The organism is Pantoea anthophila, assembly GCF_006494375.1.
Classification (GTDB): domain Bacteria; phylum Pseudomonadota; class Gammaproteobacteria; order Enterobacterales; family Enterobacteriaceae; genus Pantoea; species Pantoea anthophila.
In genome coordinates, this window is sequence record NZ_VHIZ01000019.1 from 25,604 (window position 1) to 37,461 (window position 11,858).

The window sequence follows — 11,858 nt, forward strand, 5'->3', positions numbered from 1 at the left end:
AGGATAGCGCATCAATGGGCCAGACAGGGTTCGCATTCTGTGAACCCGTGCAAAAAGCGCAGTTAACTGCTTAAAAAGCGTGCATAACCTGGAGACAGTGTCCGCATTGCATCCCGGGCTGTCGCGCGGCGGGCCGTTCAGGGCACGATTATGGCGTCAGCCAGCCTGCGATACGGGCATGCTGCAGCAGCATAATAGTTTTACCGTCGCGAATGCGGCCATCGGCGACCATCGCCAGCGCATCCGGGAAGCGCAGCTCCAGTACATCAATCGACTCATCATCAACGCCCCCACCCGCATTGTCACGCAGCGCGTCGTGATATTCCGCCGCGAAAAAGTGGATCAGCTCGGTCACGCCGCCCGGTGACATGTAGCAGCTATAAAGTTTTTCCACCTCACCCACGGCGTAGCCGGTCTCTTCGATGGCCTCTTTGCGGATGCAATCTTCCGGCGTGTCATCATCCAGCAAACCCGCGCAGGCTTCGATCAGCATGCCGCTGTCATTACCGTTGACGTAGGTGGCGATGCGAAACTGGCGCGTCAGCACCACACTGTTTTTTTCACGGTTATAGAGCAGGATGGTCGCCCCGTTGCCGCGGTCGTAGACTTCACGCTTGTGGCGGATCACCTCACCCTGACGGTCGGTTATCTCATAGGTGTAGTTACGCAGCACAAACCAGTTTTCAGACAGGAGTTTATCTTTGATGATGTTGATCTTAAACGACATGCAGACTCCGCTACCGCATAAAGGGAGCCTTTCATCATAGGGGCAAGGAGGCGGGAAAACTATCCTAATTCGCGGCGCCGGTTTGCGCCCAAAAAAAAGCCAGCCCAAAGGCTGGCCTGATGATGGCAATGGCGATCAGCGGGAGGATTCATCCGCCAGCTGGGTCGGCTTTGCCTCCTCTTCATGATGATCATGCTCGGTTTCGGCGATAGCGTTAACGCGCTTACGCACGCCAAACCATCCCAGCACCAGCACCACGGCAATCAGTGGAATAGAGGCGATGGTATAGGTGCCGTTCGGGTAGTCGAACGCCATCAGCACCAGCACGCTGAACAGGAACAGCAGGGTCAGCCAGGACGTAAACGGCGCGCCCGGCAACTTGAAGCTCACATCATCCGCCTTGCCCTCTTTGATCGCCTTACGCAGACGCAGCTGGCAGACCACGATAAAGGCCCAGGAGGAGATAATGCCCAGTGAGGCGACGTTCAGGACGATCTCAAACACCTGTGACGGCACGTAGTAGTTAAGCACTACGCCAATGACATAAACGCCGATGGTGACCAGAATCCCGGCATAAGGCACCTGCTGACCGTTCATCTTAGACATGAACTTCGGTGCAGAACCGCCCATCGACATGGAACGCAGGATACGTCCGGTCGAATAGAGTCCGGAGTTCAGGCTGGAGAGCGCCGCGCTCAGCACCACGATGTTCATGATGCTGCCGATGTAAGGTACGCCCAGCTTTGAGAAGAAGGTCACGAACGGACTCTGACCGGCCTGATAGGCGTTCCACGGCAGCAGCAGCACCAGCAGGACCACCGAACCGACGTAGAACAGACCGATACGCCAGATCACGCTGTTAATGGCTTTCGGCAGCATGGTCTGCGGATCTTTACATTCGCCCGCCGCCGTTCCGACGAGTTCGATCGAGGCAAAGGCGAACACTACCCCCTGAATCAGCACCAGCGCAGGCAGTAAGCCGTGCGGGAAGATGCCGCCGTTGTCGGTAATCAGATGGAAGCCGGTGCTGTTGCCATCCAGCGGTTTGCCGGTGCCAAGGAACACCACGCCCACCACGAGGAAGACCACGATGGCCAGCACTTTCACCAGCGCGAACCAGAACTCCATTTCGGCAAACCACTTCACGCCGATCATGTTCATGGTGCCAACAATCGCCAGCGCACCCAGGGCGAAGACCCACTGCGGCACATCACCAAACGCGCCCCAGTAGTGCATATAGAGCGCGACGGCGGTGATATCCACGATACCGGTCATGGCCCAGTTGACGAAATACATCCAGCCCGCCACGTAGGAGGCTTTCTCGCCGAGGAACTCACGGGCGTAAGAGACAAAGCTGCCGCTGCTGGGACGGTGTAACACCAGCTCACCCAGCGCACGCAGAATAAAGAAGGAGAAAATGCCACACACCAGATAGATGATGGCTAAGGCGGGGCCCGCAGCCTGCAAACGGCCACCTGCGCCCAGGAACAAACCGGTGCCGATGGCACCACCGATTGCGATCATCTGTACGTGCCGGTTACCCATAGCCTTCTGGTAGCCCGCGTCATGAGAATTGAGCCAGCGTCGTTTCGCAGCGCGCAACTCGCCTGGGGTTTTCTTTTTAGATTTCATAGCTTTCCTGTTTGTCCTGACCATCAGTCGTCGCTTCCCCCATGCAGGTGTCATGCCCTGAGTTATGGGGTATTTTCCTCTGTGCGCTTGCCTGTGAGTGAGTGCCAGGCAAGGCGGGAATTTACGGCGATGAATCCTACCCGTTATGCAGGAACGAAGCAAAATATACCGGGCGGATGCACAGGCTGATTTGTAAGAATCCGTCATGATGCACAAAAATAAAAAAACCGGCCATTTTCAGGCCGGTAAGAGCTACAGGGATGGAAACAGGAGGGTATAGCTAGCGATAAATCTCTGCGGTGCCGCTCCACAGGCTGGAGTCGCCTGGGTTATCGACGCCGATAACACGGTAGTGGCTGGCGCCCATCTCTTCCGCTTTTTGCGACAGATGGCGGCTGGCATCATCCAGCGAGCCACGCACGCCGGAGACCGAGACGCTGCCAATGCTCTGCAGGTTCTGCGCCTGGGCCTGATCGACCGGTGCAGCAGCGAAAGTGGCAAATGAGGCGGTAGTCAGTAAGGCGCCCGCCAGAACAGCATTCAGTTTTTTCATGGGATGCTCCTTAATCTGTAATCGGGGGTAAGTCAGTGACTGGAAGAATTATTAGCGCTGCAATGAAAAGCAACATCGGGGCGGTGTAAAGCTGTTTGTTTTTTGACCACAGAACCGTCGTCGATCCTGGGAACTGTCAGTTGCGGTCATTTTTTGTTCGGTCCGACACGACGGGTGCGATAAACCGCAGCAGGATCATTTGCGTCAGGGGATTGCTCTTTTATAATCCCGCACTCACCACAGGGCCATTCATGTGATTGTTAAACGTTCCGTAACTCAAAGCATCGCGCAGGCGCTCAGTGCCATTGTCCTGCTGTCGCTGCTCACAACAGGTCTGGCCCTGGTCACGCTGCTCAGCAGTCAGCGCGACGCAGAGGCGATCAATCTGGCCGGTTCACTGCGTATGCAGAGTTACCGCATGGCCTGGGATGCCAGCCGTCAGCCGCAGAATCTGCCGCAGCATCTGGCGCTCTATCAGCAGACGCTGGACTCCCCGGTGTTGCAGAAGCTGGATCGCCCCTGGGTTCCGCGTGAAGTCAGTACTCGCTATCAACGTCTGCGCGCCGCCTGGCCCGACCTGCAACAGCAGCTGCTGCAGGGCGATACCGTCACCTGGCAGCATCAGATCCCGGTTTACGTCGCCGAGATCGATCGCTTTGTGCTGGGCTTACAGCGTTACACCGAACTGAAAATGCATCTGGTGGCGGGCAGCAGCCTGGTGGGGGTGATTGCGATTGTGGCACTGGCGCTGATGACGATTCGCTTTACCCGCCTGCAGGTGGTACGGCCCCTCAATGCGCTGGTCACCGCCAGTCGCTACGTTGAGAGCGGCAATTTTGCTTTTCCGCCGCTGCAGGTCGAACAGCAGAATGAGCTGCGGGTACTGTCACACGCCTTTAGCGGCATGGCGGCACGCCTGCACTCGCACTATAAGCTGCTGGAAAGTACGGTGCGTGAAAAGACCGAAGATTTAACCCAGGCGAACCGCACCCTCTCCCTGCTCTATGACAGCTCACAGATGCTGACGGCCAGCCCGCTGCATCCGGCCCTGTTTGAAGCCGTCTTAAGCCGCGTGCTGACGCGTGAAAAACTGACGGCTATCCGGCTCGACAGCGATCAGTTTCAGTTCTGCGCCGGTGATGAAGAGGCCGGGGGTCAGTGGCAGCGGCTGCCGGTCCGGCAGGCCGACCAGCCGATGGGCGAGCTGCGCTGGCAGACAGCCGGTGCCTCTCCCCCGGATGAGCTGATGCGCAGCCTCGCGGCGATGCTCGGACGCGCTATCTGGATCTGGCAGGCGCAGCAGCAGTATCAGCAGATGCTGCTGATCGAAGAGCGCACCACCATCGCCCGTGAACTGCATGATTCGCTGGCGCAGTCGCTCTCCTTTTTACGCATTCAGCTGACCCTGCTGCGCCGCACCGTCGATAAAGAGGATAGCGCAGCGCACACTATCATTGCCGACTTCGATCGGGCGCTGGCTGATGCCTACCGGCAGCTGCGTGAACTGCTGACCACCTTCCGCCTGACCATTGAGCAGGCAGATCTGGTCGCGGCGATGCAGGCGATGATCGCCTCGCTGCAGGAGAAGAGTGGCGCAGAGATACAGTTTCACTATCAGACCGGGCTGCTGAGTCTGGAAGCGCAGCAGCAGGTGCATGTATTGCAGATCGCCCGTGAGGCGCTGCTGAACGCGATACGTCACGCCAGCGCAGAGGTCATCCGGGTGGAGTATCAGCACAGTGAAAAAGGTGAGCACTTACTGACGATTACAGACGACGGTGTGGGCATGAACAGCACCGACGAACCCCCCGGCCACTATGGCCTGACCATTATGGCGGAACGCGCTCAGCGCCTGGGCGGCAACCTGACCATCCACGCGCAACCGCGGGGCACCCGGGTCGAACTGCGCTTTCCGCCGCAGCCTGCCCGTCCGCTGGAGTAACGGGCCGCCGCCTGGTTTACTCGCCAGAACAGACTGTCGGTTTCACTGCACCGATAAACGGAGAGACTATGCAACAACCCGCATTAACCCTGATGATTGTGGATGACCACCCGCTGATGCGCCGCGGTATTCGTCAGCTGCTGGCGCTGGAGCCGCAACTGACGGTGGTCGCCGAAGCGAATAACGGCACAGAGGCGCTGGCCGAGGCGCGCCGTCAGGAGCCCGACATCATTCTGCTCGACCTGAATATGAAAGGCATGTCCGGGCTGGACACGCTGAAGGCGCTGCGCCATGAAGGGATCAGCGCCCGCATTCTGGTGCTGACCGTTTCTGATGCCCGCAGTGACATTTTTGCGATGGTGGATGCCGGTGCCGATGGCTATCTGCTCAAGGACAGCGAACCGGAGATCCTGCTGGCGCATATTCTGCAGGCTTCGCGAGGCGAAAAAGTCTTCAGTGAAGGCGTCGCCAGCTATCTGACGAATCGCCAGCACAGCGCCGATCCGCTGCGTCAGCTCACCGATCGCGAGCGGGATGTGCTGCAGGAGGTCGCGCGCGGCCTGTCAAATAAGGAGATTGCCGCTATTCTGCACATCTCGGAAGAGACGGTTAAAGTGCATATCCGCAATCTGCTGCGCAAGCTGGATGTGCGTTCGCGCGTCGCCGCCACGGTGATGTGGCTGGAAAGCCGCAAATAGCCAACGAATTTACACTTTCTCCTCAATTTCTCCACGATTTCCCCCGCTGCCGCACGTAGAGTGAATGGCGGCGGCGAATCGTGGCAAAGCACATCCGATTTGTCTGTCAGTGCGCCCGTAGCGGGCAGGCCTGGTCGATTTTAACTGTCGTGAGGAGTGTCGGTTTAATGTCGAATTTCTTTATCGACCGCCCCATCTTTGCCTGGGTGCTGGCGATTCTGCTGTGCCTGTGCGGCACGCTGTCGATCAGGTCACTGCCCATTGAGCAGTACCCCGACCTGGCCCCGCCCAATGTCCGCATTACCGCTAACTATCCGGGCGCATCGGCCCAGACGCTGGAAAACACGGTCACCCAGGTGATCGAGCAGAACATGACCGGCATCGATAACCTGATGTACATGTCCTCCAACAGCAGCAACACCGGCCAGGCGCAAATCACCCTCACCTTTACCGCCGGAACCGATCCTGATGAAGCGCGTCAGCAGGTGCAGAACCAGTTGCAGTCTGCGCTGCGCAAATTGCCACAGGCGGTGCAGTCACAGGGCGTCACGGTGAACAAAACCGGTGACAGTAACATTCTGATGGTGGCTTTCGTCTCCACCGACGGCAGCATGGATAAGCAGGATATTGCAGACTATGTCGCCAGCAACATTCAGGACCCCCTGAGCCGCATTGATGGCGTCGGCCAGGTGGACGCCTACGGCTCGCAATATGCCATGCGCATCTGGCTCGATCCCAACAAGCTGATCGCCTATGCCCTGACCACCGGGGATGTGGTCAGCGCTATTCAGTCGCAGAACACACAGGTTGCTGTGGGTCAGGTCGGAGGCCTGCCCTCGGTGGAGAAGCAGGCGCTGAACGCCACGGTCAATGCGCAGTCGATGCTGCAGACCCCGGAGCAGTTCCGGGCCATCACCCTGAAGAACAATCCTGACGGTTCCGTGGTGACGCTGGGCGATGTCGCCAGCGTGGCGCTGGGGGCGGAGAAATATGATTATCTGAGCCGCTACAATGGTCAGCCCGCCTCGGGGCTGGGGGTAAAGCTCGCCTCCGGCGCCAACGAGATGAACACCGATAAGCTGGTGCGGGCGCGCATTGAGGAGCTGTCGCACTACTTCCCGCACGGGCTGGAAGCAAAAGTGGCCTATGAAACCTCGCCGTTCGTCAAAGCGTCAATTACCGATGTGGTGAAGACGCTGCTGGAGGCGATCGTGCTGGTGTTTGGCGTGATGTACCTGTTCATGCAGAATTTTCGCGCCACCCTCATTCCGACCATTGCGGTGCCGGTGGTGCTGTTTGGCACCTTCAGCGTGCTCTACGCCTGCGGATTCAGCATCAACACCCTGACCATGTTTGCCATGGTGCTGGCGATCGGGTTACTGGTGGATGATGCCATCGTGGTGGTGGAAAACGTGGAACGTATCATGCGCGAAGAGGGACTCTCGCCGCGGGCCGCCACCCGGAAATCGATGGGCCAGATTCAGGGCGCGCTGGTCGGTATCGCGCTGGTGCTGTCAGCCGTGTTTGTGCCGATGGCATTTTTTGGCGGAACCGTCGGCGCGATTTACCGTCAGTTCTCCATCACCATCGTGTCGGCGATGGTGCTGTCAGTGCTGGTGGCGATGATCCTGACACCGGCACTCTGCGCCACGCTGCTCAGGCCGGTGGCACAGGGCGAACAGCATGCGGCGCGCGGCTTTTTTGGCTGGTTCAATCGTCACTTCAACCGCAATGCTGACCGCTATGAGCGCGGGGTCGCGGCGATTCTGCGCCGCGGCGGTCGCTGGCTGCTGCTCTATCTCGGCCTTATCGGCCTGATGGCCTTTCTGTTTCTGCGCCTGCCCACCTCGTTTCTGCCGCTGGAAGATCGCGGCGTATTCCTGACGCAGGTGCAGCTGCCGGCGGGCTCGACGCTGGAACAGACCGCTCGCGTGGTCGCCAGGGTGGAGCACTACTATCTGACTCAGGAGAAAGCGAACGTACTGTCGGTCTTCTCCACCATCGGTGCAGGCCCGGGCGGCAACGGACAGAACGTCGCGCGTCTGTTTGTGCGGCTGAAAAACTGGGAGGAGCGGCCCGGTGACGATCGCACCTCCTTTGCGATTATTGAGCGCGCGACCAGAGCCTTTCAGCAGATCAAAGAGGGCCGGGTGATAGCCAGCAGTCCCCCCGCGATTACCGGTATGGGCAGCAGTTCCGGCTTTGACCTGCAGCTGCAGGATCACGGTGGCATCGGTCATACCCGGCTGATGGCGATGCGCGACAGGCTGCTGGAGATGGCGGGCAACGATAAGGCGCTGTCGCGGGTGCGGCACAATGGCCTGGATGACAGCCCGCAGTTGCAGATCGATGTGGATGCGCGCAAAGCGCAGGCGCTGGGCGTCTCACTGGATACCATCAACGACACCCTGACCACCGCGTGGGGCTCCAGCTATGTCAACGATTTTCTGGATCGCGGCCGGGTGAAAAAGGTCTATGTGCAGGCCGCCGCTGAGTTCCGCATGCTGCCGGACGACATTGACAAATGGTATGTCCGCAACAGCAGCGGCAAAATGGTGCCCTTCTCCGCCTTTGCCACCAGCCGCTGGGAGACCGGTTCGCCACGCCTTGAGCGTTATAACGGCTACTCATCGCTGGAGATCGTGGGCGAAGCCGCCAGCGGCGTGAGCAGCGGCGCTGCCATGGATGAGATGGAGAAGCTGGTTAACGCCCTGCCGCTGGGTGTCGGCTTCCAGTGGAGTGGCGCCTCTTATCAGGAGCGCCTCTCCGGCTCACAGGCCCCGGCGCTCTATGCCATTTCGCTGCTGGTGGTCTTTCTCTGCCTGGCCGCGCTCTATGAGAGCTGGTCGATTCCTTTCTCGGTGATGCTGGTGGTGCCGCTCGGCGTCGTCGGGGCGCTGATTGCCACCTGGCTGCGCGGGCTGGAAAATGATGTCTATTTTCAGGTGGGCCTGCTGACAGTGATCGGCCTGTCGGCGAAAAACGCCATCCTGATTGTCGAGTTTGCCAGTGAGATGAACAGTAAAGGGCGTGAGCTGGTGGAGTCTACGCTCGAGGCGTCGCGTCAGCGCCTGCGGCCCATCATCATGACGTCACTGGCCTTTATCTTTGGCGTGCTGCCTATGGCGATCAGCAGCGGAGCAGGCTCCGGCAGCCAGCATGCCGTGGGAACCGGCGTGATGGGCGGCATGATCTCCGCGACGCTGCTGGCGATCTATTTCGTGCCGCTGTTCTTTGTGCTGGTACGCCGTCGCTTCCCGCTGAAAGAGAAGGCGCATGACTGAATGCGGAGCCAATAAAAAGCGGCCCCTGAGATCAGCGGCCGCCTTATTTCTGTGTGTGGTAAGAATGTCAGCAAGCGGGAATGTCCTGCTTTAATCTCCACGTGTTACTTGTTGCGTAACATCGCTTCGATGAATTCTTTCCAGGTTCCCATTTCAGTGTCAATCATAATGCACTCTCTTATTGTGCTGGCAATATTACGCGTTTTTTTTCGCCAGGTGAATACGTTTACACCTGTTATCACTATCGGCAGCAGCGATGAAAACATGAATATTGCGGATTTTGTAAGCTGACGCACATTTCAGCAACCTCCTAACTACGCAGGAAATATTTCGCGATTAACCCAGCGGTAGACGATTTTTTCAACATGGCGAAATTCTTAATCGCGAAATGATGAGCAGGGTAATGATTGCCCGCTGAATTGATAGCGTTTACCCGGGGGGAAATGATCCTCTGCCTGAGACTCGCTTTACGCACGATCAGCCGTCAGGGCAGATGCCGCAACGGATCACACTATGCTAAACTCGCGCTTTGGCTGCTTTTTCAGCTTAACGCGCTTCATAACAATAAGGATCAGGCGATGTGCACGCAGTGGGTGATGTTCGGGATAAAAAATTGCGACACCATAAAAAAAGCCCGGCGCTTTTTAACAGATGCAGGCGTTGATTATCACTTTCACGATTACCGGGCCGATGGCCTGAGCGATGCACTGCTGCAGGAATTTATCGATGCGCTGGGCTACGAAGCCCTGCTCAATACCCGCGGCACTACCTGGCGTAAACTGCCCGAGGCTGACCGCGACGCGGTGACCGATGCCCGCAGCGCCAAAGCGCTGATGCTGGCGCATCCCGCCATGATTAAGCGTCCGCTGTTGCGCGCCCCGGATGGCAGCCTGCTCGCCGGTTTCAGCGAAGCCACCTATCAGAATGCTATTCAGGAGAAGCCATAATATGTTTTGCCCGGTCATTGAGCTGACGCAGCAGCTTATTCGTCGTCCCTCTCTCAGCCCCGATGATGCCGGATGTCAGGCTTTGCTGATCGCCCGTCTTGAAGCCATTGGCTTTCAGATTGAGACGATGAACATCGACGATACCCTGAACTTCTGGGCCACCCGTGGCGAAGGGGAAACGCTGGCGTTTGCCGGTCACACCGATGTGGTACCGCCGGGCGATGCCAGCCGCTGGATTAACCCGCCGTTTGAACCCACCATCCGCGACGGCATGCTGTTTGGTCGCGGTGCGGCCGACATGAAAGGATCGCTGGCGGCCATGGTCGTCGCGGCCGAGCGTTTTGTGGCAGCCCGTCCCCATCACAGAGGGCGACTCGCCTTTCTGATCACCTCTGACGAAGAGGCCAGCGGTGCCAACGGCACGGTGAAAGTGGTGGAACGGCTGATGGCGCGCCGGGAACGCCTCGACTACTGCCTGGTCGGTGAGCCTTCCAGCACCGAAGTGGTGGGTGACGTGGTAAAAAATGGCCGACGCGGCTCGATCACCGCCAACCTGATGGTACATGGCGTGCAGGGTCACGTTGCCTATCCGCATCTGGCTGACAACCCGGTTCACCGCGCGATGCCTGCCCTGAATGAGCTGGTGGCGACGGAGTGGGATCAGGGTAATGAGTTCTTCCCGGCCACCAGTATGCAGATTGCCAACGTCCAGGCGGGCACCGGCAGCAACAATGTGATCCCCGGCGAGCTGTTTGTGCAGTTCAACTTCCGCTTCAGCACCGAACTCACCGATGAGATGATCCGCCAGCGGGTCGCAGAACTGCTGGATCGTCACCAGCTGCGTTACACCATTGAGTGGAAACTTTCAGGTCAGCCCTTCCTGACCTCACGCGGAAAGCTGGTTGATGCCGTCGTGAAAGCGGTAGCGCACTATAATGAAATTAAGCCGCAGCTGCTGACGACGGGCGGCACCTCCGATGGCCGGTTTATCGCCCGGATGGGAGCGCAGGTGGTGGAACTGGGGCCGGTGAATGCCACCATTCATAAAATCAATGAGTGTGTGAAAGCTTCCGACCTGCAGATGCTAAGCCGGATGTACCAACGCATCATGGAACAACTGATCGCCTGATGGCGATGTTAAGGAGCAGCAAATGGAATTTATCAAAGATTACTGGTGGATCCTGGTGATCCTGCTGATGGTTGGCGTGCTGATGAATGTCTATAAAGATCTGAAACGGATCGACCATAAAAAATTCATGGATAACAAACCTGACCTGCCGCCCCACCGTGACTTTAACGATAAGTGGGATGACGAAGACGACTGGCCGAAGAAGAAGTAACGAAAATGCCCCTGCTCTGCAGGGGCATTTTTACATCATCGCAATGACATCATCGTCACCGGGCTTTGCCCCGCTTAACGCTTCATCGAAGTAGCGTTTTGGCACCGTGTAGCGCAGATGATTCAGCGCCAGCGTCATGCTGCGGTCATCAATAGCGTGCGCCAGATCGTCGACGATATCGAGCGTGACGTCGCCCCCGCTGGCGGTGAGTCGCTGCTCCGCCTGCTGCGCATGAAACACCGGAATCTGCTCATCATAATCACCGTGGATCAGGTGAACCGTGGTACGGGTGCTGGCTTTCTCTGGCAGGGTAATAAACCGGCCGTTGAACACCACCGCGCGGCCGGCCAGATCGGAATGGGCTTTCACCCCTTCCAGCACCATACTGCCGCCCTGGGAAAAACCGATTAACGCCGTTGCTTCCGGGCGCACACCGCTTTTTTTCTGCCAGTGACGCACAGATTCCACAAACTGTGGCATCGCCGCGTTAACCCGCTGCTGTAGCGTCATATCGTGCAGTTCAGCCTCGCTGAACCACTGACGGCCCGCAGCCGGCGAGCCAACAGAAACCACCAGCGCCTCAGGAAATGTCCGGGCAAACCAGCTGCCAATCTCACCCATAGAATCCGGGTTATCGCCTACGCCATGGTAGAGCAGAAACAGCTGAGCCGTGGTGGCAGGCTGTTGAACGATTACATATTTCAGTGTCATAGTGACCTCCGTTATTCACTCTAC

11 protein-coding genes are annotated in these 11,858 nt (G+C 58.2%); 6 read left to right on the top strand and 5 right to left on the bottom strand.

The genetic code is table 11. The features are described from left to right. Nucleotides 1-148: 148 nt before the first annotated feature. From nudK to FJW00_RS03390, 3 genes are all read right to left on the bottom strand, one after another. Nucleotides 149-727: a GDP-mannose pyrophosphatase NudK gene (nudK, locus tag FJW00_RS03380; RefSeq protein WP_046102349.1), complete on the bottom strand. Its 579-nt coding sequence runs from the start codon at nt 725-727 to the stop codon at nt 149-151. Between the two features lie 135 nt (nt 728-862). Further along, a complete protein-coding gene (gene ansP / locus FJW00_RS03385; protein WP_009088814.1) occupies nt 863-2,359 on the bottom strand; it encodes an L-asparagine permease in 1,497 nt (498 codons plus the stop codon). 280 nt (nt 2,360-2,639) lie between these two features. Next, nucleotides 2,640-2,912 (bottom strand): YdgH/BhsA/McbA-like domain containing protein, encoded by a 273-nt coding sequence (locus FJW00_RS03390; protein ID WP_009088813.1) that lies wholly within the window; start codon nt 2,910-2,912, stop codon nt 2,640-2,642. 253 nt (nt 2,913-3,165) lie between these two features. Between FJW00_RS03390 and narQ the strand changes: the two genes are divergently transcribed. From narQ to acrD, 3 genes are all read left to right on the top strand, one after another. After that, nucleotides 3,166-4,854, top strand: coding sequence for a nitrate/nitrite two-component system sensor histidine kinase NarQ (gene narQ, locus FJW00_RS03395; protein ID WP_111207803.1), 1,689 nt, complete (start codon nt 3,166-3,168; stop codon nt 4,852-4,854). 68 nt (nt 4,855-4,922) lie between these two features. Beyond that, complete coding sequence (locus FJW00_RS03400) at nt 4,923-5,552, top strand: response regulator (protein WP_058957420.1); 630 nt, start codon at nt 4,923-4,925, stop codon at nt 5,550-5,552. Nucleotides 5,553-5,719: 167 nt separating this feature from the next. Next, nucleotides 5,720-8,836: a multidrug efflux RND transporter permease AcrD gene (gene acrD / locus FJW00_RS03405; RefSeq protein WP_140923066.1), complete on the top strand. Its 3,117-nt coding sequence runs from the start codon at nt 5,720-5,722 to the stop codon at nt 8,834-8,836. Between the two features lie 104 nt (nt 8,837-8,940). Here acrD and FJW00_RS22840 read toward each other — a convergent pair whose 3' ends face one another. Beyond that, nucleotides 8,941-9,102, bottom strand: coding sequence for a hypothetical protein (locus FJW00_RS22840; protein WP_507236333.1), 162 nt, complete (start codon nt 9,100-9,102; stop codon nt 8,941-8,943). A 312-nt stretch (nt 9,103-9,414) separates the two neighbouring features. Between FJW00_RS22840 and FJW00_RS03415 the strand changes: the two genes are divergently transcribed. Genes FJW00_RS03415 through FJW00_RS03425 form a run of 3 tightly spaced genes read left to right on the top strand, consistent with a single transcriptional unit; the run spans nt 9,415 to nt 11,123 of the window. Beyond that, nucleotides 9,415-9,783 (top strand): ArsC family reductase, encoded by a 369-nt coding sequence (locus FJW00_RS03415; protein WP_009088808.1) that lies wholly within the window; start codon nt 9,415-9,417, stop codon nt 9,781-9,783. A gap of 1 nt (nt 9,784) precedes the next feature. Beyond that, nucleotides 9,785-10,912: a succinyl-diaminopimelate desuccinylase gene (gene dapE / locus FJW00_RS03420; protein WP_009088806.1), complete on the top strand. Its 1,128-nt coding sequence runs from the start codon at nt 9,785-9,787 to the stop codon at nt 10,910-10,912. Between the two features lie 22 nt (nt 10,913-10,934). Further along, on the top strand, nt 10,935-11,123 hold the full coding sequence (locus FJW00_RS03425; RefSeq protein ID WP_009088805.1) for a YpfN family protein: 189 nt from the start codon (nt 10,935-10,937) through the stop codon (nt 11,121-11,123). A gap of 30 nt (nt 11,124-11,153) precedes the next feature. Here FJW00_RS03425 and ypfH read toward each other — a convergent pair whose 3' ends face one another. Next, nucleotides 11,154-11,834 (bottom strand): esterase, encoded by a 681-nt coding sequence (ypfH, locus tag FJW00_RS03430; protein ID WP_009088803.1) that lies wholly within the window; start codon nt 11,832-11,834, stop codon nt 11,154-11,156. Nucleotides 11,835-11,858: the final 24 nt, after the last annotated feature.

Bases quoted from the DNA above. Each gene is read 5' to 3' on its own strand.
- nudK (WP_046102349.1), bottom strand. From the start codon at position 727: ATGTCGTTTAAGATCAACATCATCAAAGATAAACTCCTGTCTGAAAAC.
- ansP (WP_009088814.1), bottom strand. From the start codon at position 2,359: ATGAAATCTAAAAAGAAAACCCCAGGCGAGTTGCGCGCTGCGAAACGA.
- FJW00_RS03390 (WP_009088813.1), bottom strand. From the start codon at position 2,912: ATGAAAAAACTGAATGCTGTTCTGGCGGGCGCCTTACTGACTACCGCC.
- FJW00_RS03400 (WP_058957420.1), top strand. From the start codon at position 4,923: ATGCAACAACCCGCATTAACCCTGATGATTGTGGATGACCACCCGCTG.
- acrD (WP_140923066.1), top strand. From the start codon at position 5,720: ATGTCGAATTTCTTTATCGACCGCCCCATCTTTGCCTGGGTGCTGGCG.
- FJW00_RS22840 (WP_507236333.1), bottom strand. From the start codon at position 9,102: ATGTTTTCATCGCTGCTGCCGATAGTGATAACAGGTGTAAACGTATTC.
- FJW00_RS03415 (WP_009088808.1), top strand. From the start codon at position 9,415: ATGTGCACGCAGTGGGTGATGTTCGGGATAAAAAATTGCGACACCATA.
- dapE (WP_009088806.1), top strand. From the start codon at position 9,785: ATGTTTTGCCCGGTCATTGAGCTGACGCAGCAGCTTATTCGTCGTCCC.
- FJW00_RS03425 (WP_009088805.1), top strand. From the start codon at position 10,935: ATGGAATTTATCAAAGATTACTGGTGGATCCTGGTGATCCTGCTGATG.
- ypfH (WP_009088803.1), bottom strand. From the start codon at position 11,834: ATGACACTGAAATATGTAATCGTTCAACAGCCTGCCACCACGGCTCAG.